Below are 24673 nucleotides of genomic sequence, written 5' to 3' on the forward strand. Positions count from 1 at the left end.
GCGACTGCGGCTTTTCGCGCGCTGAGCGCGCAGTTCCCCGCGCCCCTTACGGGGCTCGCCCCTGACGGGGCACGTCAGCCCCAACCCTGGCCCGAGCGGCCCCGCTTGGTCTCACTGCGCTGCTTCTTGTTGCGGAGCCGCCGCTCATTGATGCCACGGGGAATCTTCGTGGCACGACGCGGCTTCGGCGGCGGCGCCGTCGCCTCCGCGAGGAGGGCGGCGAGCCGGGTCATCGCCATCTCCCTGTTGCGCCACTGCGAGCGGTGCTCACTGGCTCGTACGGAGACGACGCCGTCGACGAGCCGGGACGCGAGGCGCTCCAGGGCGCGCGCCTTCCAGACCTCGGGCAGCGCGTCGGTGTTCGCGAGGTCGAACCGCAGCTCGACCTGGGAGTCGCTGGTGTTCACGTGCTGCCCACCCGGTCCCGACGACCGCGAGAAACGCCACATGAGCTCGGCCTCGGGCAGGGAGACGGAGCCGCGGATGACAGGGGAACCGGACATGTCTCCCATGGTCCCGCGTCTGTCGGGCGCACGTCACGCCGTTTTCCGCGGGGCGCCGGAATCGGCCGGGTAAAGAAAGTAAAGCGAAGTGGAACCTTGGGGACCCCGCTCGGCGTTGGTACCAGTGAAGTAGCTTCGTCCCCAGTACGAAGCACATACGCACTGTGCGTACGTAACGAGGGAAGGGACTCCCAACAATGGCAGTAAGCCTGTCCAAGGGTGGCAACGTCTCGCTCACCAAGGAGGCTCCGGGCCTGACCGCCGTCACCGTGGGCCTCGGCTGGGACGTCCGCACCACCACCGGCACCGACTTCGACCTGGACGCCTCCGCGATCGCGGTGAACACGCAGGGCAAGGTCTACTCAGACGGTCACTTCGTCTTCTTCAACAACAAGTCGACGCCGGACCAGACCATCGTGCACACCGGTGACAACGTCACGGGCGCGGGCGAGGGCGACGACGAGCAGATCAACGTGAACCTCGCGGGCCTGCCGGCCGACATCGAGAAGATCGTCTTCCCGGTCTCGATCTACGACGCCGAGAACCGCTCGCAGAACTTCGGCCAGGTTCGCAACGCGTTCATCCGCATCATCAACCAGGCGGGTGGCACGGAGATCGCGCGCTACGACCTCTCCGAGGACGCCGCCACCGAAACCGCCATGGTCTTCGGTGAGCTGTACCGCAACGGCGCGGAGTGGAAGTTCCGCGCCGTGGGCCAGGGCTACGCGTCCGGCCTCGTGGGCATCGCGCAGGACTTCGGCGTCAACGTCTGAGTTCAGCAGGCCAGTTGACGGAGCCCCCGCGGGAGCAGTTCCCGCGGGGGCTCCGCCATGTCACGCTCCGGCTCTTGCCGGGTCCCGCCCGTCTCTTGCCGGGGCCCACCCCTCTCTTGCCAGAGCCCACCCCTCTCCTACTATTCTGAAAACCGAAATAGTCCGGAACTTCGAAGAGAGGGCGTCGTGGCCGCCGCACCCACCTCATGGACGCGCGCCGCGCTGCCCCTGTGCCTGCTCGGCATCCTCGACGGCGAGCCGAAGAGCTACGGGTACGCCCTGCTCGGCCGGCTCGCCGACGCGGGCCTCGACGGCGTACGGGCCGCGACCCTGTACCCCGCGCTCGCCCGCCTCGAAGAAGAGGGGGCCGTCGCGGTCGAGTGGGGCGCGGGCGAGGGCGGGCCCGGACGGAAGTACTACCGGATCACCGCGGAGGGGCGGGCACGGCTGCGGCGCGACCGGGCCGCCTGGGAGGACTTCTCCCGGACCGTCGCCGCCCTCACCGGCCCTCGCGACGCGACCGTCGCGAGCGGCGCACAGGAAGGCCAGGGGGACGCATGACGAAGACCCGCAAGAGCGAGCCGAGTTGGGCGCGTGAGGCGGACGAGGAGTGGGCCGCCGTCGTCGAGCTGCGGCTCGTCCTCGACCACGACGCGCCCGCCGGCCTCGCCGACGAGGTGCTCGCCGAGGCGCACGAGATCGTGACGGAGGCCGGACTGCCCGCGCACGAGGTGCTCGGCGCCCCGGAGGCCTACGCCCGCGCCGTCGCCGCCGAGCGCATCAGCGAGAAGTACCGCGCCCGGGTCGGCACGGACGGCATGACGCCCGGCGAACGCGTCTCCGCCGCGCTCTGCACGCTCGGCTTCATCGGCGTCGTCCTCTGCGTCCTGCGCTGGATCGAGGACGGCCTGTGGATCGGGGTGAGCTGGGCCTCGGTCGCGGGCTGTGCGACCGTCGTGCTCGCCGCGCTGCTCGTCGCCGTCGCGTTCGTCGCGCGCGCCGCGGGGCGGATCCGGGGCATGTGGGGGTTCGCCGCGGGCACCGTCGCCGCGGTGGCCGGCGGGTCCGCGGTCGCCGCGGCCGTACCCGGTGAGCGGCTGTTCCACGTGCCCGCGCCCGTGCTCGCGCTCGCCGGTGCGGCATGGGTCGTCGGCGCCTATCTGTTTCCCGACGCCACGCTCGACCGCTGGTTCACACCCGCCGAGCGGCCCGGCGGCACCGACGACGAGCGCTGGCTGGCCCGTCTTGCGGGACTCCTGCGCGGACGGCACGCCATGAAGGCGGCGGAGGCCCGCGACCACGTCAGCGAGGTCCGCCAGCACCTGGCCTCCCTCGGGGACGGCACCCACGCCGAGGACGTCTTCGGCGACGTCGAGGTCTACGCGCTGCGCCTGTCCGAGGGACCCCGCAGGCAACAGCGGGTCGCCCGACGGAAGTTGTACGCCAACGCCGCGATGGCCGTGATCATCCTGACCCTCCTCTCCGACCACCTGCTCGACCCCCAGGACCGGACCTCCCCCTGGACGCTGCTCTGGGCAGCCGTGGCGGTCTACTGGATCCGCAGCGTGCTCAAGGAATGGCGCACCCTGCGCAAGGCTGAGTCCGCCCCGTAAGAGGCACGGGGGCTGTTTCGATATGCGGCTCCGCCGCGTGGGCGCGGCCGGCCCCCACCGGCCCGCAGGTTCAGGACCGCACCACCAGCGGAGCACCTAGTGTGCGGCGCATGAACCTTGAACCGCTCACCGTCGTCGACGGGGCCCTGCCCGGTCACCTCCTCACCGAGGTGACCGGCCTGTACGCGTCGAACCGGGAGTTCTTCGCGCTCGGCGGCGAGTTCCCCGCCCCCGACGACATCCGTATCGAGCAGGTCGCCAAGGCCCTCGCGGACGAACTAGCCCACCCGGGAGCGGAGGTGCTGCTCGCGCGCTCGCGCGGGGAGCTGGTGGGCATCGCCAGCACGCTCGCCCGGCATCCCGACCCGACGGACCCGGATCCCTGGATCGGGCTGCTCATGGTGGACGCGCGGCGGCAGCGCTCGGGGCTCGGGCGGGAGCTGGCGGGCCTCGTCGAGCAGCGGTTGCGGGACGCGGGGCGGGATGCCGTGCGCCTCGCCGTCCTGGAGAACAACCCGAAGGCGCTGCGGTTCTGGGCCGCGCTCGGCTATCTCGTCATCGGGCACCGCGAGGACATCGAGCTGCACCGCCCCTGCGCGGTCCTGCGCAAGCCGCTCTAGGACCGCGGCCGCGCGGCTACCGCTTGTCCGGCTTTCCGTCCCCGTACAGCCAGTCGCCCCAGATCGCGGCGACCTTCTCGCGCTCCTTGTCGCCGCCCGCGTGCTTCTCGACGTACTCCGTGAAGTCCTTGGTGTCCGCGTTGCCGTGCCGGTGGGTCTTCGTCCAGCCCTGCACGATGTCGTAGAACGTGTCGTCGCCCACGGCCTGGCGGATCTTGTGGACGACCATCGCGCCGCGCTCGTACACGGGCGGGTCCGAGATGTGCTCGGCGTCCGTGGGCTTGGCGGGCGGGAAGTCCCAGATGGCTTCGTTGTCCTCGTCGTCCTCGTAGTAGTCGCCCTCGTAGAGCGCGTCGAAGGTGTCCTGCGCGCTGTCGCCGCCGTGGTCCTCCTCGTAGAGCCACTCCGCGTACGTCGCGAAGCCCTCGTTGAGCCACATGTCCCGCCACGTCCTGGGCGTGACGGAGTCGCCGAACCACTGGTGGGCCAGCTCGTGGACGAGGGTCTCGGTGTCGAAGCTCTCGATGGGGAAGGTGGGGCGGGTCTGGGTCTCCAGGGCGTACTCGGCCTCGCCTTCGCGGAGGACGATCGCGCCGGTCGAGGAGAACGGGTAGGGCCCGAAGTTGTACTCCTCCCAGTCGATGATGTCCGGGATCTTCGCGAGGACCTTCTTGCTCGCCTTGACCTCGTCCCGGGTGACCGCGGTGACGACGGGCAGCCCCGACTCCGTCGTGGAGGTCTTCATCTCGAAGTCGCCGACGGCCACGGTCGCCAGATAGCTCGCCATCGGTTCGGCGCTGTGCCAGGCGAAGGTGGTGCGGCCGTTCTTGGTCGACTCGCGGGTCAACTCGCCGTTGGACACGGCCTTGAGTCCCTTGGGGACGGTGACCTGTATGTCGTACGAGGCCTTGTCGCTGGGGTGGTGGTTGCCGGGGAACCACGCCATCGAGCCGTTCGGCTCGCCGAGGGCGACCGCGCCGTCCGCCGTCTCCAGCCAGCCCTCCTTGGCGCCGTCCCCGTCCGTGACGGTCTCGGGGGTGCCGGAGTAGCGGACGGTCGCGCGGAACGTCTCGCCCCTGTCGAGGTCGTCGGCGGGGCGGACCTTCAGCTCCTGGCCCGCGCGCTGGAACCGGGCCGGCTTGCCCTCGACGGTGATGGCGGAGACGTCGAGGCCCTTGAGGTCGAGGTTGAAGGAGCTGAGGTTCTTGGTGGCGCGGGCGGTGATCTCGGCGGTGCCCGTCAGATGCCGGGAGTCGGGGTCGTAGCCGAGGGTCAGTCCGTAGTGCGCCACGTCGTAGCCGCCGTTGCCCTGCTTGGGGAAGTACGGGTCGCGCACGCCGTCCGCGCCCGGGGTTCCGTCGACGCCCGCGCCGCTGCAGGCGCTGACGGCGGCGAGCAGGGCGAGGGCGCAGGTGACGGTGGCGGCTCGGACGGCCGGTGATCGCAGTTCCACGCTGGCGATCTTATGCGGCAAATGTTCGGGGCGGGGGCGGTATGGCCCTCCGCCCCGTGCCCCGCCCGCAGGTCAGAGCACCGCGATGCCCAACGGCCGCTCGCCCGCCGGGAGTCGGCGCACCGAGCCGTCCTCCGTGTCGACGACCGAGATGCCGTTCCAGTAGCCGTCGCGCGTGAAGCCGCCGGTGACGTACGCGGTACGGCCGTCCCGCGACACGGCGACGTCCTCGTGCGGGCCCTCCAGCGGGAACACCCGCTCCTTGCCGTCCTTCGTCCGCATGGTCAGCGAGGGCCCCTTGTCGGCGTCCGGGTCGATGGGCCCGGTGCCGACCGCGAAGAGCGTGCCGTCGTCGGTGACCGTCGCGCCGTGCTGGTGCGTGTTGGCGGTCATCTTCTCGACGTCGTACTCGCCGGTGCGCGGGTCGAGCACGACGAGCCGCTCGCCCTCGAAGGGCAGGAGCAGCCTGCCGTCGGAGGGTCGTACGGCCGTGTAGTGCGGCTTGAGCCAGGAGCCGAGGCCGCCCTCCGTCCCGTACGGGGCGACCTCGATGCGGCGCGGCTCCAGCGAGTCGGCGCGCACGACCGTCACGTCGAAGGAGTCGTGATCGGTGGCGTAGACCTCGCGGCCGTCCTTGGACACGTCGACGTCGAAGGGGCGGCGGCCGACGGGGACGGTGTCGGTCACCTCGCGCTTGTCGGCGTCGATGACCTCCAACGTCCCTTTACCACCGGGGACGTTGACGCCGACGTAGACGTGTTCGCCGTCGGGTGCGAGGGCGATTCCCATGCCGCCGCCGCGGTACTCGCCGGTCGTGGCGGGGCCCGTCTCCGTCTCGTACGGGACGAGGTCGACGCGTTCGCGGCTCCCGGTGTCGACCACGGCGACGCCTTCCGCGGTGGCCACCCAGGCGCGGCCGTCGTCCCCGACGGTCAGCCCGTAGGGGGCCTTGCCGACCTTCACCGAGTCGAGAGGGCCCTTCTCGGGGTCGACGAAGGTCACCGTGTCGGAGCCGAAGTCGGCGACCAGGAGGGTGCCTTCGGGGGTCTCCGTCCCGGCGGGGATGGTGGTCGTGGCGGTCGCGCGGGCGGGTTCGGGCCCGGAAGCGGCGGGCCCGTCCTGGCCCGCGCCGCAGCCCGCGAGGACGGCGGCGGCGAGCAGGGCCGCGGTCCCGCCCAGCAGGACCCCGGGCGCCCGGCGCGCCGTCACGACGCGCCCCGCAGCAGCTCGGCCAGGTCCGCGAAGCCCCGCCGCTCGGCGTGCCCGAGCGGCGTGACACCGTCCCGGTCGGCGAGGTCCGGCGTCGCGCCCGCGGCGAGGAGCAGCTCCACGATCTCCTGGTGCGCGCGGCCGCCGTCGCCGAGGATCACCGCCTCCAACAGGGCGGTCCAGCCGAGGTCGTTGACGTGGTCGACGTCGATGTCGGTGGCGCGCAGGACCTCACGTACGTACGCGACATGACCGCGCTCCGACGCCGGGATCACGGAGATCCCGCCGAACCGGTTGCGCAGCTTGAGGTCGGGGCCCGCGGGCAGCAGGACGTGCAGCATGGCGACGCTGCCCGTCACCCCGGTGACCAACCAGGGGCTGTCGGCGCGGTGGTCCTGCGCGTTGACGTCGGCGCCCGCGGCGACCAGCACCTTGGCGGCCTCGACGTGATCGCCGACGGCGGCGAGCAGCAGCGGGGTGCGCAGCTCGGTGTCACGGGTCTCGACGCGGGCCCCCGCGTCGAGGGCCGCGGTCACTTCTGCGGCGTTCCCGGCCCGCGCGGCGTCGAGCAGCCGCCGGTCGGCAGCGGTGGTGTTCATGGCGGATCTCCTCGTCGTACGGGCCCCCGCGCGGACGGGCGCGGGGACCGGGAACAGCCTCAGCAGCATGCGATCGGCGGTCGGGCGCGGGTCAGCGGTTGAGCGCCGCCACGCCCGCCTTGGCGAACTTCTCGTCCAGGTCGCCGCTCGGGGCGCCCGCGACACCGATGCCCGCGACGGGTGCGCCCTTGGCGGTCACCGGGGCGCCGCCCGCGAGGAACAGCGTGCCGGGGATGTCCTTCAGGGTCGGGGCCTGCTCCAGGCGCTTGGTCAGCTCGGAGGTGGGGGTGTTCCAGGAGACGGCGGTGTACGCCTTCTTCTCGGCCGACTCGTAGGACTGCGGGCCCGCGCCGTCGCCGCGCAGCGTGACGATGGTGTTGCCGTTGCGGTCGACGACGGCGACGGAGACGCGCTGGTTCTCCTTCTTCGCGGCGTCGAGGGTGGCCTGCGCGGCCTTGGTGGCGGCGGCGACGGTCAGGTGCGTCGACTGCGTGAGGTTCTTGTTGCCCGCGTCGGCGGTGACGGCGGCCTTGGCGGCGGCGTCCGGGGTGCCGGCGGTGGCGGAGACGGCGCCGAAGGTACCGGCGCCGAGGACGGCGGCGGTGGCGGCGACGGTCAGGACACGGGTGCGGCGGGAGAGCTTCTTCATCAGGGGCTCCTGAGGTGAGGTGCGTCGGGAGGGGGTCGAGTCGAAGGTGTTCGCCTCTGCCCTCAATGCTCCGGCCGGATCCGGGGCCCACCCCTCGACGTACCGGCTGGGACCGGCGCGCGACTCGGCCGACACCAGGGTCAGCCGATCGGTTGACCCCACGGTGGCCCCGACGGGTCACAATGATCGTGTCTGCCCAGTTCAGCGACTGCTTCACGGCAGTACGAGACGTCGGTACGAGCCATCGGTACGGGCTGTCGGTACGAGCTACCGATACGAGCCATCGGCACGACACGAGCCATCGGTACGAAAGGGAGACGCCCCCGTGGGACAGCGCACGCCGGGCCCCGACCCCCGCACCCCCGACCCCGACGCGCGCTGGCTCGCGGCCGTCATGCACGCCACGTTCTACCTGCTCCTCGTCACCTCGCTGGCCCGCTTCCTGCTGCGCCACCCCGGCGGCGCACGCGTCCCGTGGATCATCGCGCTCTCGCTGGTCCTCGCCCTGCTGTACGCCCTCCCGCCGCTCGCGGGCCGCCTCCTGGGCAGACGCTCCGCGCCCTACTCCGCCGAACCGGCACCCGGCACCCTGCCCACCCCGGCCCGCCTCACCTGGCTCACCCTGGTCATCGCGGTCTGGCTGGTCCTCGTCATCCTCGCACCGAGCTTCGGCTGGTGCGCGGTGCCGCTCTTCTACACCGGCCTGCGGACGCTGCCGCCGCGCGCGGCCCTCGCCCTGGTGGTCGTCCTGACCGGCTGCGTGATCGCCTCACAGCTGCGGCTCGCGGGCCGCTACGACCCGGACCTGATCCTCGGGCCCCCCGCCGTCTCGGCGATCGCGACGGCGGTCTTCCTCTACATGCGGCGCCAGGCCGCCCGCCAGCGCGAACTCATCGACGACCTCATCCGCACCCGCCGCGAACTGGCCGCCACCGAACGGCGCGAGGGCACCCTCGCCGAACGCCAGCGCATCTCCATGGAGATCCACGACACCCTCGCGCAGGGCCTGTCCAGCCAGCAGATGCTGCTGCAGGCCGCCGACCGCGTCTGGGACACGGACCCGGCCAAGGCCCGCGCCCACGTCCGCACCGCCGAGTCGATCACCGAACTCGGCCTCACCGAGGCACGCCGCTTCGTGCACGACCTGGCGCCCGCCGACCTCGCGGACGGCGGCGGCCTCACCCAGGCGCTGCGGGCGCTCGCCGAACGCGAGTCGGACGCGGGCCTCACGGTGCGCTTCCACGCGGAGGGCACGCCGGTCCCCCTGCCCGACCGGGTCAGCTCGGCGCTCCTGCGCATCGCCCAGGGCGCCCTCGCGAACGTGCGCGAGCACGCGGACGCGACCACCGCGGCACTGACCCTCACGCTCCTCGACGACCAGGTGGTCCTCGACGTCGCGGACGACGGCCACGGCTTCACACCGCCGCCCGCCGCCGGGACCCCGACGGGCGTGCGGGGCCACGGCCTGCCCGCGATCCGCGCGCGGGCCCAGCAGCTCGGCGGCACACTGACGATCGAGTCGGCGCCGGGCGAAGGCGCGGTCCTGTCCGTGTCGATCCCCCTGGAGCCATCGACCCCCTTGGAGCCGCAGTGACGAACGACGCCCCCGCCCGCCCGGTCCGCCTCCTGGTCTGCGACGACCACGTCGTCGTACGCGCGGGTCTGCTCGCCCTGCTCGGCAGCGCACCGGACATCGAGGTGGTCGGCGAGGCGGGCACCGGCGAGGAGGCGGTGGCCCTCGCCGCGAAGCTGACGCCGGACGTGGTCCTGATGGACCTGCAGCTGGGCGAGGGCATCGACGGCGTGGAGGCGACCCGCCGCATCACGGCACAGTCCCCCTCGCCCCACGTCCTGGTCCTGACCACCTACGACACGGACGCCGACATCACCCGGGCCATCGAGGCGGGCGCCACCGGCTACCTCCTCAAGGCCGAGCGCCCCGAGGAACTCTTCTCCGCGATCCAGGCCGCCGCACAGGGCCGCACCGCCCTCTCCCCGCCCGTCGCGTCCCGCGTCATGGCCCGCATGCGCAGCCCCCGCCCCACCCTCACCGACCGCGAACGCGACATCCTCGGCCAGCTCTCCCAGGGCCTCGGCAACCGCGAGATCGCCCGCGCCCTGTTCATCAGCGAGGCAACGGTCAAGACCCACCTGGGCCGCATCTACGACAAGCTGGGCGTGGACACCCGGGCGGGCGCGGTGTCGGTCGCCAAGGAACAGCGCCTGCTGCCCTGACGCCGCCCGCACCCTCCGGCCCGTGACACCATCGACCCCGTGCTCGACATCGGCTACGCGCTCTCCCGCCGCTTCCCTGACCCCCCGGAGCTGGACTACGCCCGGGCGGACGTCCGCACGCTCCGGCACGACCTCTTCTGCGGAGACGTGTACCTGGCGGACACCAAGGCGGACCGGGAGTTGTCCACAGCCTGGGGATGGGTGCCGGTCCTCGACTTCGCGTGGGCGCTGTGCGACATCGTCGAGACCCTCGACCAGGACCCGCTCGGCAGCCGGGCCTCCCGCCCCCAGTACGCGGAGCTCGACTTCACGGAGTCGACGGACCGCATGCTGTTCGCCCGCCGCTTCGGCTGGGTGGACGTCGAGGCGGACTGGATGGACGCCGAGGAGCCCGCGCTGACCTTCTCCCACACGGAGCTGCGCCGCGAGGCCCGTGACTTCCTCCACGACCTGGTGGCGGACCTCACCGACCTGCACGACACCCTCGGGGACAACCCGGCGATCTGGTCCCTGCTCGCCCGCTTTCCCCGCGTCCCACGCTGACGGCACCTCCCGACGGGGAGGCCCCCGCCCCGCGGGGCACGATCCGGCACGATCCCGCACGATCCCGCACGGGACCTCGACGAACCCGCCCAAGCGCTCCGCGGGAAGTGCGGTCCACATCCGCGGGTGCATCGTGGCCGGTCGCGCAGTCCCCCGCGCCCCTTCGGGGCGCACCCGACCGCACCGGACGTCCACAAGGCCGCCTAGAACCCGGCCTCGGCCACCCGCACCCCCACCTGCGCCGCGAACGCCGGTGCCAGGTCGATCAGCTGGCCGGGGCTGATGACCGCACCGGCCAGGCAGTCGATCCCGCGGGTGATCTCCAGCTCCCCGGCGGCCCGCAGGTCCACGTCCTTCATCCGCGTCCCGCTGAAGTCGGCGCCCCGCACCGCGCAGTCCCTGAACTCCACCCGCTCCAAGGACGCGAGGCCGAAGTCCGGCTCCGCCAGCACGCACCCGTCGAAGATCACGTCCCGCAACCGCGCCTTCCGCACGTTCAGATAGTCGATCTTCCCGCCCCTGATCACCACCCGCTCCAGCACGCTCCCGTGCAACTGCACGCCGCCGAGCCGCGCGTCCACCACCTCGACGTCCCGCAGCGACGCCTCCACGAGGTCCGTCCCCACCCCCCGCAGCTCCGTGAGGACGGAGTCCACGAACCGCGCACGGGTCAGCCTGGCCTCGTCGACCGCGCACCCCACCAGCGCCGAGTCCATGAACAGCGCCCCGCCGCCGTCCTGCCCCCGCAGGTCGAGCCCCCGGAACTCCACCCCGTCGTAATCACCGTCCGGCGCCAACTCCCCTCCGTCGAAGGGCCGGAGCGGCGGCAACCGCACCTCGGCCCGCCGAGCCGCCTTGACCACCTGCGCCGCCTTCGACGCCCGCGGCGCCCTCGCTGTACTCGCCTTCTCCTTCTCCGCCATCCCCCCATCGTGCACGCCCCCACTGACAACGCCGCGATCTCACATCCACGCACCCCCGGCCTTCCAAGGAACGAGCCCCCCCCCAACACCGACCTCAAGGGAGCCCGTTCCCTGCGCAACGCCTCGAACAGGCCCAGGCCCACCGCACCCCGCGTCACCCTCCACGAGGCCCTTCCCCAAGCTCTTAAGGAGCAGGGGAGACCCCATCCACCCTCGGCGGCCGCGCCCGCACCGCCGAAGGCGCGTACAAGACGAACGAGGGACCGCACGCCCTCTACAACGGCGGCCCCCACTGGACCTGGCTCAAACAGCGCGACCTCATCGGCCCGCTCGCCCCCGTCCCGCCCGCCGAAGGCGCCCGCCTGCGCTTCCACCACCACGGCACCCTGCGCCGCACCCCGCCCCTCGCCCCGCTCAAGCTGCTGCACCGCAAGACCGAACAGGCGCCCGTGGACCAGGACTTCACGACGTGGGCGACCAGGTGGCGGCGCCCGGACTGCTCTCCGAGGTGTCGTTCAACAGCGCGGTGGGCGCGGTGTCGCTGGCACTGACCAGGTCGAGGCTTGACCTCAAGTCTGCTTCAGGTTGAAAGGTGAGGGGCGTACGGACGACAGCCAAGCCGAGAGCACATCCGAGGAGCCCGCCATGTCCACCATGCACGCCATCCGCCTCCACGCCTTCGGCCCCGCCGAGAACCTGACGTACGAGGAGACGGCGGCCCCCGAACCCGCGCAGGGCCAGGTCCGCGTGGCCGTCGCCGCGGCCGGCGTGCACCTCCTGGACACCGCGCTCCGCGAGGGCATGCAGGGCCCGCTGCCCGAACTCCCTTCCCTGCCCACCGTTCCCGGCCGCGAGGTCGCGGGCACGGTCGACAAGCTCGGCGAGGGAGTCCCCGCCCACTGGCTCGGCAAGCGCGTCGTCGCCCACATCGGCTTCGCCCCCGGCGGCTACGCCGAGCAGACCGTCACCGAGGCGTCCCGCCTGCACGAACTCCCCGCCGACCTGGACTTCGCCGAGGCCGTCGCCCTGATCGGCACGGGCCGTACGACGATGGGGATCCTCCAGTTCACCGACCTCACCCCCGAATCCGTGGTCATCGTCCCCGCGGCCGCGGGCGGCATAGGCACCCTCCTCACGCAGTACGCCAAGCGGCGCGGCGCCACGGTGATCGGCCTCGCGGGCGGCCCCGAGAAGGTGGCCCGCGTCCGGGCGAACGGCGCGGACCTCGCGGTGGACTACAAGAACCCGGCATGGCCCGACGAGGTCCGCACCTACCTGAAGGAGCAGCGGGACGACCGCCGAGCCACCGTCGTCTTCGACGGCGTGGGCGGCGACGCGGGACTCGCCGCCGTCGACCTGCTCGGCCCCGGCGGCACCCACGTCGTCTTCGGCTGGTCCGGCAAGGGCCTGCACGACGGCGAGGCGCTGACGTTCACCGAAGAGGAGCTGGCCGAGCGCGGCATCTCGCAGGTCAACGTCCTCGGCCCGACCATGATGCAGAAGGCGGGCGGCGACAACCCGGTACGGACCCTGGAACTCGCCGCGCTCGCCGAGGCCGCGACGGGCCACTTCACCCCGGCCGTGCAGCGTTTCCCCCTCGCGGACGCGGCAGCGGCACACCGCGCGCTGGAGAACCGCGGCACGATGGGCAAGGTCGTCCTCATTCCTTGAGCCGCTGATCCGCTGGGCCGCTGATCCCTCGAGCCCCTGGCCCGGGAGAAATCCAGATGCCCACACCGGCATAAGGGAACTACCGTCCGTTATATGGGTATGGACTCCATCCAGTTCCGCGATATCCCCGAGACGGGCATCGACCGCGCCCTCTCCCTCTCCTATCTCGCCTTCCACGAGAGCCCGGAGGAGGAGAAGCGCAAGCACCACCACGACCTGCTGCTCGACTGCACCCGCATCGGGGCGTACGACAACGACGAACTGGTGGGATTCGTCGCCGCGTTCCCCTTCACCGTGTCGGTCCCCGGCGGCGAACTCGCCTGCCCCTGCCTGACGTTCGTGTCCGTGGCGCCGACGCACCGGCGCCGCGGCGTGCTCTCCGGCATGATCGCGGAGCTGTTCGCGAAGGCCGGGGCCGACGGCGCGCCGATCGCCTCGCTCTGGGCGTCGGAGGACGCGATCTACGGCAGGTTCGGCTTCGGCCCCGCCACCCACGGCCACACCGTGGAGATCGACTCCCGGCGCCCGCTCGCCCTGCGCATCACCCCGGACGACCGCCCGCTGCGCCTGGTCGACCCGTCCGACGCCCCCGGCCTGCTCGGCGAGTACTACGACCGCACCCGCACCGAGCGCGCGGGCCGCATCGCCCGCGGCGACGCGTGGTGGCGCGAGGAGTGGCTGGTGGAGGAGGACGAGGAGGACGACGAGCTGTCGCCGCCCCGCGTGGTCGTCATCGGCGACCCCGCGGGACCGGTCGCCGGTTACGCGATCTACCGCACCAAGACCCGCGACGACGCCCCCGGCCTGGTCCGCCTCGACGAGCTGGAGGCGGACACCCCGGCCGCGGCGGCCGCGCTCTGGCGCTATCTCGCCTCGATCGACCTGACGGGCCTGATCCGCGCCTGGGGCCGCCCCGTCGACGACCCGCTGCACCTCTTCGCCGCCGACCGCGACCAGGTGCGCGTCACGGGCGAGTTCCCCGCGCTGTGGGTCCGCCTGATCGACGTGCGCAAGGCGCTGGAGTCCCGCTCCTGGGCGAGCCCCGTGGACGTGGTCCTCGACGTGCGCGACGACCACGTCCCCGCCAACTCCGGCCGCCACCGCCTGACGGCGTCCCCCGACGGCTGTACGTACGGTCCCACCGAGGACCCCGCGGACCTCACCCTCGACGTACGCGACCTGGCGGCCTGCTACCTGGGCGGCACGAAGATCGACGCCCTGCTCCGCGCGGGCCTGGCCACGGAACACGCCCCGGGCACGGCGAAGACACTGGACGCCGCCCTGCACACGGCTCTGGTGCCGCACACCGTGGACGAGTTCTGAGCGGGCTTGTGGAGGTCCGGTGCGGAAGTCCGGTGCCGTTCAGGTGCGGACCGTGCTTCCCGCGGAGCCCTCACACGGCCGAGCCCAGCTCGGCCAACGCGCCGTCGGTCAGCCGGTACACCGTCCACTCGTCCTGGGGCGCCGCCCCGAGGGACCGGTAGAAGTTGATCGACGGCTCGTTCCAGTCGAGCACGGACCACTCCAGGCGCTCATAGCCGCGCTCCACGCAGATGCGCGCGAGCTCGGTGAGGAGCGCCTTGCCGTATCCGCCGCCGCGCGCCTCGGGGCGTACGTACAGGTCCTCCAGGTAGATCCCGTGCACGCCGCGCCACGTCGAGAAGTTGAGGAACCACAGCGAGAAGCCGACGACCTCGCCGGAGGTGTCGTCCTGCGCGATGTGCGCGAAGGCGGCGGGCCGCTCGCCGAAGAGCGCCTCGCGCAGCTGCTCCTCGGTGGCCTTCGCCTCGTCGGGCGCCTTCTCGTACGCGGCGAGGTCACGGACCAGGGTGTGGATGACGGGGATGTCTGCGGGCGTGGCGGTACGAATCATGGGGGCAGCAAGCCACGCGGGCCCCGCCGGGGTCAACGCCGTCTCACCGGCCGAGCAGCCGCCGCGCGATCTCCATGTCGTCCGCCACCATCGGCCGCCCGTCCTCGGCCTCCCAGATCGCGTTCTGCAGGACCCGCCCCAGCGTCCAGGCGCGCGCCCGCTCCCGGTCGAGCCCGAGGACCTCCGTCATCGCGTCGAAGCGCCACAGCACCTCGTCGGCCTCGAAGCGGTTGTCGATGGCGGGCCACAGGTCGAAGCCCGGGTCGCCGGCGAGCGGCTTGGGGTCGATGGCGAGCCACGGTTCGCGGTCGCTCGCGAGGACGTTCTCGAAGTGCAGGTCCCAGTGCAGCATCCGGTCACCGGCCTCGCCCATGACCTCGCGCACCGCGCCCCCGCACCGCTCGACGATCGCGCGCTCGGCCGGGTCGGCGATCGCCTTCAGCGCGCCGGGCAGGTCGTCGACCATCTCGGCGGCGATGTCGCCGAGCGTCCGCATGCCCGCGGGCGCGGGCCCCGCCGTCAGCCGCGCGAGGAGTTCGGCGATGACGAGGACGGCCTTGCGGGTGTCGGCCATCGTCGACAACATCCGCCCGGAGTCGAGGCGTTCGAGCAGCATCGTGCCGGTGCCGTCGTCGTAGTCGAGGAGGCGGACCGCCCCGTCGCCGTCCCACACCCGCAGCGCGACCGGCTCGCCCTCGGTCTCCTCGTCCAGGAGCTGGAACTTCACCGCGGCGGGCGTCCCGTCGGCGCGCGTCACGGGCAGCACGAGCGCGGCCATGCCGTGCATGGGGTCTCCGTCGACCGTCAGGTCCCACCGCTCGACGATCTCGTTCATGCGCTCGGGCAGCGCGGCGATGAAGGCCCGCCCCGGCTCCCCCGCGTACATGTACTGCGACTCGATCAGCTCGTCCGGAACGCGAATGTCGATCACGTTCGGGACCCTACCGGCGTGCGTGAATCGGCACATGTCATTTTTCCGGCGTGCGGCCCACACGACCTGGTCCTACGTGCGCAGCGCCCCGGGAACGTACCTCTGGCTCGCGGCCCTCTTCGTGACGACCGTCGCGATGCACCACATGTCCCCCGAGTTCGAGGACGAGTTCCTGCGCCAGCGCTCCACGAACATCCACGAGCTGTCCCGCAACCCGACGCGGGTGCTCGTCTCCAGCGCGTTCTGGATCGACGGGAGCAGCTGGCTGCCGTACGCCGTGCTCTACACGGTCTTCCACGCCACCGCCGAACGCTGGCTCGGCACCTGGCGCTGGCTCGCGGTGGCCGCGCTCGCCCACGTCCTCGCCACGCTCATCAGCGAGGGCGTCCTCGCTCTCGCCGTCCACCACGGCGCCGCACCCCACTCCTCCGTCAACACCCTTGACGTAGGGGTGAGTTACGCACTCGCGGGCGTGGTGGCCGTCCTCACCTACCGGGTACCGAAGCCCTGGCGGTACGGATATCTCCTCGTCGTCCTCGCGATCTACGGCACCCCGCTGATCACCGGCAGAACCTTCACCGACCTCGGCCACTTCACCTCGGTCCTGATCGGCCTGGCCTGCTACCCCCTGACCCGGACGAAACCGAGCGGACCGGGACCTAGGCCCCTGCCCCACTGAGGCCCAAGGCCTCTACTGAGGGCCCTCTGGGCCCGCCTACGTTGAGCACATCGCCCGGGAAGAACGGCCGAGAGGAGGCGATCGTCCATGGACCACAGTCCGAGTCGCACCCCGACCATCGCCTCGCATTCCGGCACGCACTGACCCCCGCGGCCCGTCCGCGGCGCGTGCCGCCTCATCCCGAGGAGGCCACCGTGCCCTACGCCTTCACGCTGCCCGCGATCCGGCTCCCGCTGGACGGCATCACCGCCGTCTATCTCCTGGAGGATCCCGGCAGACTCCCCGCCGGTCTCTACGCCCCGCCCGGCGCCGTCTACGACCCGCGGGTCCACGCCGCCTGGGTCCTCGCCCGCCAGGGCCACCGGACGTCCTGGCTCGCCGCCAACCTCGGCCTGCCCCGCCACGTCACCCGCATGATCGTCGACGCGGCGCGGTACACCGAACTCCCGGCCCGCGTGCCCCTGCTGCACAGCGCGTGAGGACCAACTGCCCCGACGCGCAAGGCCGCCGGGGCACGAAGCCCCGGCGGCCCTCAGAACCTGCCCGGTAGAACCTGTCCGGCGTCAGGAGATCCCGGCGGCCTTCAGCTCCTTGGTGAACGCCGCCTGGTCGTAGAGGGAGTTGCCCTCGGGCTTCTTGCCGTCGATGAGGACGGTCGGCGTGCCCTCCATGCCGTCGTCGGTGAAGGCCTTCATCGCCTCGTCGACCCACTTCTTGTACGTCACCTTGTTCACCGCCTTGTCGAAGGCGGCGCCCCGCAGGCCGTCGACCTTGTCGGCGACCTTCAGGAGGTAGGCCGGGGTGAAGGCGTCGTCCGTCTCCTCCTCGGGCTGCGCGGCGAAGACCGCGGCGTGGTACTGCGGGAACTTGCCCGCCTCCACCGAGGCCCGCAGCGCGTTGGCCGCGTTCACCGAGCCGCTGCCGCCGAGGTTCTTGTCGAGGAACGAGGCGATCGTGTACTCGAGCTTGACCTTGCCGTCGGCCACCGGCTTCACCAGCGCCTGCGCCCCGGTCTCCTCGAACTTCTTGCAGATCGGGCAGCGCGGGTCCTCGTACAGCTTGACCGTATGCTTGGCCTTCGGGTCGCCGACGGTGATCACGCCGCCCTTCACGGAGGCGGGCACACCCGCGAGCGCCTCACTCGAAGCCGGCTTCGAGGGCTTCTCGCTGACACTGCCGCTGCCGCTGTTGTCGTCGGGACCACAGGCGGACGCGGCCACCCCGATCAGCGCCGCCGCGGCCACCGCGGTGGCAACGCGCCCGGCCTTGCGCCCGGCCTTGTGTACGGCCATGAGTTGAGCCCTCCAGATTTCGACACTTACCGTTCAAAGTATCGGAATCTACCCCCCGCCCCGTCCGCCGAAGGACCCGCCCCCAGCGGACCAAGGGCCGCCGCACCAACGCGACAGGCACGGTCAACGGCGGCATAGCGTTCTGGTACGCGGACGACGGCACCCCCGCGCCCCGCGAACCCCTGACCTCCGACTCCACGGCGGACGTCTGCATCGTCGGCGGCGACTACACCGGCCTGTGGACCGCGTACTACCTGAAGAAGGCCGCCCCCTTCCTCCCCATCACCGTCCTTGAACAGAAGTTCTGCGGCTACGGCGCATCCGGCCGCAACGGCGGCTGGCTCTACAACGGCATCGCGGGCCGCGACCTCCCCCAAGCTCTTAAGGAGCAGGGGGGGACCCCCTCCGCCGAACTGCACGGCCACGAAGCGGCGGTCCGCCTCCAGGAAGCCATGAACGAGACGGTCGACGAGGTGATCCGCGCCGCCGCCGAGGAGTCGATCGACGCGGACATCCACCACGGCGGCGTACTCGAAGTCGCCTACACCCCCGCCCAGTTGGCGCGCCTCAAGGCCTTCCACGCGACGGAGCTCTCGTACGGCGAGAAGGACCGCACCCTGCACGGCGCCCGCGAGACCGCCGACCGGATCCGCGTCTCCGGCGCCGTCGGCTCCACCTGGACCCCGCACGGCGCGCGCCTGCACCCGGTGAAACTGGTCAAGGGCCTGGCGCGGGCGGTCGAGGCACTCGGCGTCACCCTCCACGAGTCGACCCCGGTCACGGAGATCAAACCGAAGCACGCCGTCACCCCGTACGGAACGGTCCGTGCCCCCTACATCCTGCGCTGCACCGAGGGCTTCACCGCCTCCCTCAAGGGCCAGCGCCGCACCTGGCTCCCCATGAACTCCTCGATGATCGCGACGGAGCCGCTGTCACCCGCCCAATGGGAGTCGATCGGCTGGGAGGGCCGCGAAACCCTCGGCGACATGGCCCACGCGTACATGTACGCGCAGCGCACGGCGGACGACCGCATCGCCCTCGGCGGCCGGGGCGTCCCCTACCGCTACGGCTCACGCACCGACAACGACGGCCGCACCCAGCCCGCCACGGTCGAGGCGCTCCGCTCGATCCTCGTCCGCTTCTTCCCCCAGCTCGCCGGCGCCCGGATCGCCCACGCCTGGTCCGGCGTCCTCGGCGTCCCCCGCGACTGGTGCGCGACCGTCACCCTGGACCGCGCCACCGGCCTCGGCTGGGCGGGCGGCTACGTCGGCTCCGGAGTGGCCACCGCGAACCTCGCCGCCCGCACCCTGCGCGACCTGGTCCAACAGGACTCGGGCCAGGCGGGCCCCACCGACCTGACGGCCCTCCGAACTGAAGAGCCCCCTGTCGGATTCGAACCGACGACCTACGCATTACAAGTGCGTTGCTCTGGCCATCTGAGCTAAGGAGGCGTGCACCGGCGTGCCCGTGCAGTGTAACCAACACCGTCCGGGCAGCCGTCGAAAATTTCCGCGAAGGTCACAGCACCGCGACTACTGACAGACCGCGGACCTCCGGGGTACGGTCACGAGCAGTTCACCCAGGTGGACTACACCACTCCCTCTACTCGGATCGTCCGGCACGTTCCTGCCGGTGAAGGGGGCCCTCACCATGGCCACTGTTACGTTCGACAAGGCGACCCGCATCTACCCGGGTTCCGACAAGCCCGCCGTCGACGGCCTCGACATCGAGATCGAGGACGGCGAATTCCTCGTACTCGTCGGCCCGTCCGGCTGCGGCAAGTCCACCTCGCTCCGCATGCTCGCGGGGCTCGAGGACGTGAACGCCGGCGCGATCCGCATCGGAGAGCGCGACGTCACGCACCTGCCGCCGAAGGACCGGGACATCGCCATGGTGTTCCAGAACTACGCGCTCTACCCGCACATGACCGTCGCCGACAACATGGGCTTCGCGCTCAAGATCGCCGGCGTCAACAAGGCCGAGATCCGCCAGAAGGTCGAGGACGCGGCGAAGATCCTGGACCTCACCGAGTACCTGGGCCGCAAGCCCAAGGCGCTCTCCGGCGGTCAGCGCCAGCGTGTGGCGATGGGCCGCGCGATCGTCCGCGAGCCGCAGGTCTTCCTCATGGACGAGCCGCTCTCGAACCTCGACGCCAAGCTGCGCGTCTCCACGCGTACGCAGATCGCGAGCCTCCAGCGCCGCCTCGGCATCACCACCGTGTACGTCACCCACGACCAGGTCGAGGCCATGACCATGGGCGACCGCGTGGCGGTCCTCAAGGACGGCCTCCTCCAGCAGGTGGACAGCCCCCGCAACATGTACGACCGCCCGGCGAACCTCTTCGTCGCGGGCTTCATCGGCTCCCCCGCCATGAACCTCGTCGAGGTCCCGATCACCGACGGCGGCGTGAAGTTCGGCAACTCCGTGGTGCCGGTCAACCGCGAGGCCCTGAGCGCCGCCGCCGACCGCGGCGACCGCACGGTCACCGTCGGTGTCCGCCCCGAGCACTTCGACGTCGTCGAGCAGAACGGCGCCGCCGCGAAGTCCCTCACGAAGGAGACCGAGGACGCCCCCGCGGGCCTCGCCGTCTCCGTGAACGTCGTGGAGGAGCTCGGCGCCGACGGCTACGTCTACGGCACCGCCGAGGTCGGCGGCGAGCAGAAGGACCTCGTCGTCCGCGTGAACGGCCGCCAGGTCCCGGACAAGGGCGCGCAGCTGCACGTCGTGCCGCGTCCCGGCGAGACCCACGTGTTCTCGACGTCGACGGGCGAGCGCCTCTCCGACTGACGTCGACCGACGTCCGCGTCAACTCCCGGAAGGGGCCCGGCACTTCGGTGCCGGGCCCCTTCCGCGTACGGCACACACTCCGCTCACCGGGCACTTCACTGTTGTCGACAAATACCCCGGCACACCGGTCATTTCGCCCATCCGGCGTCAACACCGCGAAGGCGAAACCTTCTTCTCTGTCGCTCGACCGAGTGACTAAATGTCGCCAAATCATCACCGAGCGCTACGCTCACTCGCGTGACGCATTCCGCCAACTACACCCAGAAGCCGCGCCGAGCCCACCGTGGCCCCGCCCGCCGCATCGGCCGCACGCTCGCCCTCGTCCTGCCCGTGATGCTGGTGCTTTCCGGGACCCTCGCGGTCACCAGCGTCAACTGGTCGGGGAATTCCTCGGATTCGATGCTCACCGCATCCGCCGACGACCTCTCCGTACCGGCCAAGTCCCGCGCCCCGCAGGACGTCCTGCGCGACCGGCTCCTCCTCGAACTCCAGGAGAAGAACCCGGGCGTCGCGCTCACCCACCTCCAGCAGGAGGTGAACCGCCACCCGTCGCTCGCCAAGCACTGCATGTCCATCGCCCGCGCCCTCGGCCGCGCCGCCGTGCAGGCCTACGGCCCGACCCGCGCCCAGTCGTACGCGCGCCCGGTCTGCGACACGTCCTTCGCGACGGGCGTCGCCGCCCACCAGAACGGCTGAGCGGGGCCGCCGCTACCGCCGCGTAGGGTTTCCGGTATGACCACGCCGAACCCCACGCAGGCCGTAGTCCTGGCCGGAGGCCAAGGCTCCCGCCTCCGCCCGTACACCGACGACCGGCCCAAGCCGATGGTCGAGATCCCCGGCACGGGGACCCCGATCATCGGCCATCAGCTTGCCTGGCTCGCCGAGGAGGGCGTGACCGACGCCGTCGTCTCCTGCGGCCACCTCGCCGAGGTCCTCCAGGAGTGGCTCGACTCGGCGGACCTGCCGCTGAACGTCACCACGGTCGTCGAGAAGGAGCCGCTCGGCCGCGGCGGCGGCCTCAAGTACGCCGCCCGCCACCTGCCGCACGCCGACCGCCCCTGGTACGCGACGAACGGCGACATCTGGACCCGCTTCTCGCTGCGCGACATGGCGGCCTTCCACGCCGAGCGCGACGCCACCGCGACCCTCGCCCTGGCCCGCCCCCGCATCCCGTGGGGCGCCGTCGAGACGGACGCGTTCGGCCACATCACGGACTTCATCGAGGCCCCGCCGTCCCCGTACCTCATCAACGCGGGCGTCTACGTCTTCGCCGCCTCCTTCACCGCGCTCCTGCCCGACCTCGGCGACCACGAGCGCACCACGTTCCCCCGCCTGGCCCGCGAGAAGCGCCTCGCCGGCTTCCCGCTGCCGCAGGGCGCGTACTGGCGCGCCATCGACACGGCGAAGGACCTCACGGAGGCCGCCAAGGAGCTTGCCGCCCAACGCCGTTGAGGCACCGAGCAGCACTTCGTACGCATACGACGAGGGGCCCCGCACACCGACTGTGCGGGGCCCCTCTGCCCTACGGCGGGAATCACGGGCCTCAGCGGCCGAGCACACCGCCCAACAGCCCGGGATCGTCCCCGCCCGAACCACCGGAACCACCGCTCGTCCCACCGGAGCCCCCGGTGGTGCCGCCACCGCCGCTGGACGTCGGGCCCGCGCTGGTGGTCGGCGGCTGCTGTTGCTGCGGCGCCGACTGCTGCGGCGGGGCCTGGCCCGCCGTGCTGCCCTGCGTCTGACTGGGCCGCCGCTCCGAGCCGACGGTGCCGGTCTCCCTGGCCGTCTCCGGCGTCGTGGCGCTCTGCGAGGGGCTCGCGGTGCTGCCCTGCGTCGGGGAGCCCGTGGACTCCGTGGGGCCCTGCGAGTGGCGCCGCTGCTTCTTCGCGGGGTCCTCGGGGAGCGGGGAGCCCGGCAGCTCGTTGCGCGGCGCCTCGCCGGGCCCCGGCACCGTCACGCGGTCCGCGTCCCGTACGGCGCCGCCCAGCATCGAGCCGATGAGCAGCGTGAGGCCCACCACGACCGTGCCGACGAGCCCGCCGCGCCGCAGCACGCGCCGCCGCAGCTCCCAGATGGCGGCCCGCGGGCCGAGCGTGCGCCAGGCCTCGCCCGCGAGGCGTCCGTCGATGGAGTACACGGGCGCGCCCGCGATGATCAGCGGCGACCAGGCGGCGAGGTAGATGATGTCCGGCGCGTCGTAGGCGGGGACGGTCTTCCAGCTCACGGTGACGATGAGCGCCGCGGAGAGCAGGACGCCGATGGACGCGGCGACCCGCTGCCAGAGCCCGAGCACCGTGAGCACGCCGACGATGACCTGGAGGAAGGCGATGCAGAGTCCGGCGCCCACCGGGTGCTGGAGGGCGAAGTCGCGCAGTGGCTCGGCGAGCGCCCAAGGGTGCAGCGAGTTGAGCCACTTGACCATGGAGCCGCGCTCGCCGCCGTCGAAGTAGACGGGGTCGCAGAGCTTGCCCATGCCGGCGTAGATGGAGATGAAGCCGAGGAAGACGCGCAGCGGGAGCAGCACGACGCCGAGGTTCATCCGGCGGCCGGGGTAGTAGGCGTGCCGGACGGGGTCGGACCCGTGCCTGCGGGCCCGCTCGTCGCCGTCCTCGCCCTCGTCGCCGTCGTCGTAGTCGTCGAACTCGTCGCCGTGCGCGGCGAGTTGCTCGTCGTAGTCGCTGCTCGGCAGTCGCATCTGCGGCAGCAGCCGGGTCTCGGGTTCGGGGCTGCGCGGTCCGACGACGCCGGGCGTCGCGACGGTCTCGGGGCCCTCGTCGAGGTCGACGCGCGGAATGACCTGGGTGGCGCCCCCGTCGTCGTACGGTCCTGCCGCCTCGCCCGAACGGCGTACGCCCGTGCCGCGCACGGCCTGCAGCAGTCCGCTGGCGCCCGGGTCGCCCGGCTCGGACTTCCCGCTCCAGACGACGGGCGCGCGACGCTTGGTGGCGCCGCCCACGACCGGGATGCGCACCGTTTCGTCGGTGGCGCCCAAGTGCCGTGAGATGCGCGGGGATTGAGTGCGCCCAGCGGCGGGGAGCTGCACGCGGAAACTCGCGTGATTGACGATGACCTGCGCCGGGTCGCTCGGCACCTTCACCATGCTCAGCGCGGGAGCTTCGTCGAAGCCCGACGAGCTTCCCCCCGTGGGTGTGCGGGATGTTCTGGTGTCCACACTCATCTAACCGAGTGATGTGTGTTTAGGACACTGCCTTGACCACGCAGAAATGTCCGGGCCGCGTCAAGAGATCAACGCCGCCCGGACACCTGTACGTCCGTACCGTCCTAGCTCCGGCGCCGGGACGCCTCGTACAGCACGATCCCCGCCGCGACACCGGCGTTCAGCGACTCCGCCCCACCCGGCATCGGGATCCGCACGCGGAAGTCGCAGGTCTCGCCGACGAGGCGCGAGAGGCCCTTGCCCTCGCTGCCGACGACGATGACGACGGGACCGCTGAGGGCCTCCAGGTCACCGACCGCGTGCTCGCCGTCCGCCGCGAGGCCGACGACGGCGACGCCCGCCTTCTTGTACTGCTCAAGCGCGCGCGTCAGGTTCGTGGCCCGGGCGACCGGCGTCCGCGCGGCCGTACCGGCGGACGACTTCCAGGCACCGGCCGTCATGCCCGCGGCCCGCCGCTCGGGCACGACGACGCCGTGGCCCCCGAAGGCGGAGACGGAGCGGACGACCGCGCCGAGGTTGCGCGGGTCGGTCACGCCGTCGAGCGCGACGATCAGCGGGTCCTCGCCCTCGTCGTACGCGGCGGCGGCGAGGTCCTCGGGGTGCGCGTACTCGTACGGCGGGACCTGGAGGACGAGCCCCTGGTGGTTGAGGCCGTTCGTCATGCGGTCCAGCTCGGGCCGCGGGGCCTCCATCAGGTGGATGCCGCCGCGCTCGGCCGCAAGCTGCAGCGCCTCGCGGACCCGCTCGTCGTTGTCGATGAACTGCTGGACGTAGAGCGTGGAGGCGGGCACGCCGTCGCGCAGCGCCTCGAAGACCGGGTTGCGGCCGACGACCATCTCGGACGACGACTTGCCGCCGCGCCCCTTGGGCACGGGACGGCGGCCGCCCGCGGCCTTCTTGGCCTTGGCGTTGGCGATGCGGTTCTTCACATGCCCCTTGCGCATCTCGGCGGGCGGCGTCGGGCCCTTGCCCTCGAGGCCGCGGCGCCGATTGCCGCCGCTGCCGACCTGCGCGCCCTTCTTGCCGGACATGCGGCGGTTGTTAGCGGCCATGACCTACCTGTCTGTCGTGATGCGTGTGCGCGCACGTGCGTACGCGTACGAGGTGTACGTCTATGAAGTGTGCCGCCCGGAAGGCCGGGC

General features: G+C 72.0%; 25 protein-coding genes, 1 tRNA gene and 2 pseudogenes. 16 read left to right on the top strand and 12 right to left on the bottom strand.

Annotated elements, in window-relative coordinates:
* Positions 1-74: 74 nt before the first annotated feature.
* A complete protein-coding gene (gene arfB / locus ACFWZ2_RS18245; protein WP_384546768.1) occupies positions 75-512 on the bottom strand; it encodes an alternative ribosome rescue aminoacyl-tRNA hydrolase ArfB in 438 nt (145 codons plus the stop codon).
* 188 nt (positions 513-700) lie between these two features.
* Between arfB and ACFWZ2_RS18250 the strand changes: the two genes are divergently transcribed.
* The 4 genes from ACFWZ2_RS18250 to ACFWZ2_RS18265 all read left to right on the top strand — a co-directional run bounded on the left by ACFWZ2_RS18250 (position 701) and on the right by ACFWZ2_RS18265 (position 3509).
* Positions 701-1276 carry a TerD family protein gene (locus ACFWZ2_RS18250; protein WP_384546771.1) on the top strand — a complete coding sequence of 192 codons (576 nt, stop codon included), beginning with the start codon at positions 701-703 and terminating at the stop codon, positions 1274-1276.
* A 186-nt stretch (positions 1277-1462) separates the two neighbouring features.
* On the top strand, positions 1463-1837 hold the full coding sequence (locus ACFWZ2_RS18255; protein WP_384546773.1) for a PadR family transcriptional regulator: 375 nt from the start codon (positions 1463-1465) through the stop codon (positions 1835-1837).
* Positions 1834-2889 carry a hypothetical protein gene (locus tag ACFWZ2_RS18260; RefSeq protein ID WP_384546775.1) on the top strand — a complete coding sequence of 352 codons (1056 nt, stop codon included), beginning with the start codon at positions 1834-1836 and terminating at the stop codon, positions 2887-2889. The genes ACFWZ2_RS18255 and ACFWZ2_RS18260 overlap by 4 nt, the downstream gene beginning before the upstream one ends.
* Before the next feature lie 110 nt (positions 2890-2999).
* Entirely contained in the window at positions 3000-3509 is a 510-nt protein-coding gene (locus ACFWZ2_RS18265) for a GNAT family N-acetyltransferase (protein ID WP_384546777.1), read from the top strand.
* A 16-nt stretch (positions 3510-3525) separates the two neighbouring features.
* Here the strand turns inward: ACFWZ2_RS18265 and ACFWZ2_RS18270 are convergent, their stop codons facing one another.
* The 4 genes from ACFWZ2_RS18270 to ACFWZ2_RS18285 all read right to left on the bottom strand — a co-directional run bounded on the left by ACFWZ2_RS18270 (position 3526) and on the right by ACFWZ2_RS18285 (position 7419).
* Positions 3526-4956: a M1 family metallopeptidase gene (locus tag ACFWZ2_RS18270; protein ID WP_384547039.1), complete on the bottom strand. Its 1431-nt coding sequence runs from the start codon at positions 4954-4956 to the stop codon at positions 3526-3528.
* 78 nt (positions 4957-5034) lie between these two features.
* On the bottom strand, positions 5035-6171 hold the full coding sequence (locus tag ACFWZ2_RS18275) for a hypothetical protein (protein ID WP_384546779.1): 1137 nt from the start codon (positions 6169-6171) through the stop codon (positions 5035-5037).
* Positions 6168-6770: an ankyrin repeat domain-containing protein gene (locus tag ACFWZ2_RS18280; protein ID WP_384546781.1), complete on the bottom strand. Its 603-nt coding sequence runs from the start codon at positions 6768-6770 to the stop codon at positions 6168-6170. The genes ACFWZ2_RS18275 and ACFWZ2_RS18280 overlap by 4 nt, the downstream gene beginning before the upstream one ends.
* A gap of 91 nt (positions 6771-6861) precedes the next feature.
* Positions 6862-7419, bottom strand: coding sequence for a heme-binding protein (locus ACFWZ2_RS18285; protein WP_384546783.1), 558 nt, complete (start codon positions 7417-7419; stop codon positions 6862-6864).
* 394 nt (positions 7420-7813) lie between these two features.
* Here ACFWZ2_RS18285 and ACFWZ2_RS18290 point away from each other — a divergent pair, with 394 nt between their 5' ends.
* The 3 genes from ACFWZ2_RS18290 to ACFWZ2_RS18300 are packed head-to-tail and all read left to right on the top strand — an operon-like array spanning position 7814 to position 10197.
* Complete coding sequence (locus ACFWZ2_RS18290; RefSeq protein WP_384547042.1) at positions 7814-9013, top strand: sensor histidine kinase; 1200 nt, start codon at positions 7814-7816, stop codon at positions 9011-9013.
* A complete protein-coding gene (locus tag ACFWZ2_RS18295; RefSeq protein ID WP_384546785.1) occupies positions 9010-9654 on the top strand; it encodes a response regulator in 645 nt (214 codons plus the stop codon). Before ACFWZ2_RS18290 ends, ACFWZ2_RS18295 begins: the two co-directional genes overlap by 4 nt.
* Before the next feature lie 39 nt (positions 9655-9693).
* Positions 9694-10197: a hypothetical protein gene (locus ACFWZ2_RS18300; protein ID WP_384546787.1), complete on the top strand. Its 504-nt coding sequence runs from the start codon at positions 9694-9696 to the stop codon at positions 10195-10197.
* A gap of 203 nt (positions 10198-10400) precedes the next feature.
* Here the strand turns inward: ACFWZ2_RS18300 and ACFWZ2_RS18305 are convergent, their stop codons facing one another.
* Entirely contained in the window at positions 10401-11120 is a 720-nt protein-coding gene (locus tag ACFWZ2_RS18305; RefSeq protein WP_384546789.1) for a pentapeptide repeat-containing protein, read from the bottom strand.
* A gap of 197 nt (positions 11121-11317) precedes the next feature.
* On the opposite strand from ACFWZ2_RS18305, the pseudogene ACFWZ2_RS18310 reads away from it, so the two are divergent.
* From ACFWZ2_RS18310 to ACFWZ2_RS18320, 3 genes and pseudogenes are all read left to right on the top strand, one after another.
* Positions 11318-11599, top strand: a pseudogene (locus ACFWZ2_RS18310) (FAD-dependent oxidoreductase); the annotation flags it as partial.
* Positions 11600-11774: 175 nt separating this feature from the next.
* Positions 11775-12791: a zinc-binding dehydrogenase gene (locus tag ACFWZ2_RS18315; RefSeq protein ID WP_384547044.1), complete on the top strand. Its 1017-nt coding sequence runs from the start codon at positions 11775-11777 to the stop codon at positions 12789-12791.
* 99 nt (positions 12792-12890) lie between these two features.
* Positions 12891-14114 carry a GNAT family N-acetyltransferase gene (locus tag ACFWZ2_RS18320; RefSeq protein WP_384547046.1) on the top strand — a complete coding sequence of 408 codons (1224 nt, stop codon included), beginning with the start codon at positions 12891-12893 and terminating at the stop codon, positions 14112-14114.
* Positions 14115-14184: 70 nt separating this feature from the next.
* Here the strand turns inward: ACFWZ2_RS18320 and ACFWZ2_RS18325 are convergent, their stop codons facing one another.
* Both ACFWZ2_RS18325 and ACFWZ2_RS18330 read right to left on the bottom strand, forming a co-directional pair.
* On the bottom strand, positions 14185-14664 hold the full coding sequence (locus tag ACFWZ2_RS18325; protein WP_384546791.1) for a GNAT family N-acetyltransferase: 480 nt from the start codon (positions 14662-14664) through the stop codon (positions 14185-14187).
* A gap of 43 nt (positions 14665-14707) precedes the next feature.
* Positions 14708-15631 carry an aminoglycoside phosphotransferase family protein gene (locus ACFWZ2_RS18330; protein ID WP_384546793.1) on the bottom strand — a complete coding sequence of 308 codons (924 nt, stop codon included), beginning with the start codon at positions 15629-15631 and terminating at the stop codon, positions 14708-14710.
* Here ACFWZ2_RS18330 and ACFWZ2_RS18335 point away from each other — a divergent pair.
* Both ACFWZ2_RS18335 and ACFWZ2_RS18340 read left to right on the top strand, forming a co-directional pair.
* Positions 15630-16274 carry a rhomboid-like protein gene (locus ACFWZ2_RS18335; RefSeq protein WP_384546795.1) on the top strand — a complete coding sequence of 215 codons (645 nt, stop codon included), beginning with the start codon at positions 15630-15632 and terminating at the stop codon, positions 16272-16274. The two genes, ACFWZ2_RS18330 and ACFWZ2_RS18335, sit on opposite strands and share 2 nt — an antisense overlap.
* 194 nt (positions 16275-16468) lie before the next feature.
* The gene (locus ACFWZ2_RS18340; protein WP_384546797.1) at positions 16469-16753 is read left to right on the top strand and encodes a hypothetical protein; all 285 of its coding nucleotides are present in this window, start codon (positions 16469-16471) and stop codon (positions 16751-16753) included.
* A gap of 84 nt (positions 16754-16837) precedes the next feature.
* On the opposite strand, the gene ACFWZ2_RS18345 is transcribed toward ACFWZ2_RS18340, so the two are convergent.
* Positions 16838-17566 carry a DsbA family protein gene (locus ACFWZ2_RS18345; RefSeq protein WP_384546799.1) on the bottom strand — a complete coding sequence of 243 codons (729 nt, stop codon included), beginning with the start codon at positions 17564-17566 and terminating at the stop codon, positions 16838-16840.
* Positions 17567-17700: 134 nt separating this feature from the next.
* Here ACFWZ2_RS18345 and ACFWZ2_RS18350 point away from each other — a divergent pair.
* Positions 17701-18933 (top strand): annotated as a pseudogene (locus ACFWZ2_RS18350) (NAD(P)/FAD-dependent oxidoreductase); the annotation flags it as partial.
* Positions 18934-18943: 10 nt separating this feature from the next.
* Here the strand turns inward: ACFWZ2_RS18350 and ACFWZ2_RS18355 are convergent.
* Positions 18944-19017, bottom strand: a tRNA-Thr gene (locus tag ACFWZ2_RS18355).
* Between the two features lie 199 nt (positions 19018-19216).
* Between ACFWZ2_RS18355 and ACFWZ2_RS18360 the strand changes: the two genes are divergently transcribed.
* The 3 genes from ACFWZ2_RS18360 (at position 19217) to ACFWZ2_RS18370 (ending at position 21805) form a co-directional block, all read left to right on the top strand.
* Positions 19217-20353, top strand: a complete 1137-nt coding sequence (locus ACFWZ2_RS18360) for an ABC transporter ATP-binding protein (RefSeq protein ID WP_384546801.1) — start codon at positions 19217-19219, stop codon at positions 20351-20353.
* 237 nt (positions 20354-20590) lie between these two features.
* Positions 20591-21049, top strand: a complete 459-nt coding sequence (locus tag ACFWZ2_RS18365; protein ID WP_384546803.1) for a hypothetical protein — start codon at positions 20591-20593, stop codon at positions 21047-21049.
* Between the two features lie 36 nt (positions 21050-21085).
* A complete protein-coding gene (locus ACFWZ2_RS18370; protein WP_384546805.1) occupies positions 21086-21805 on the top strand; it encodes an NDP-sugar synthase in 720 nt (239 codons plus the stop codon).
* Positions 21806-21896: 91 nt separating this feature from the next.
* Here the strand turns inward: ACFWZ2_RS18370 and ACFWZ2_RS18375 are convergent, their stop codons facing one another.
* Both ACFWZ2_RS18375 and rlmB read right to left on the bottom strand, forming a co-directional pair.
* Positions 21897-23531: a DoxX family protein gene (locus tag ACFWZ2_RS18375; RefSeq protein ID WP_384546807.1), complete on the bottom strand. Its 1635-nt coding sequence runs from the start codon at positions 23529-23531 to the stop codon at positions 21897-21899.
* Positions 23532-23635: 104 nt separating this feature from the next.
* Positions 23636-24583, bottom strand: coding sequence for a 23S rRNA (guanosine(2251)-2'-O)-methyltransferase RlmB (gene rlmB / locus ACFWZ2_RS18380; protein WP_384546808.1), 948 nt, complete (start codon positions 24581-24583; stop codon positions 23636-23638).
* Positions 24584-24673 lie beyond the last annotated feature (90 nt).

Origin of the sequence: Streptomyces sp. NPDC059002, assembly GCF_042740435.1 — a bacterium.
GTDB lineage: Bacteria > Actinomycetota > Actinomycetes > Streptomycetales > Streptomycetaceae > Streptomyces.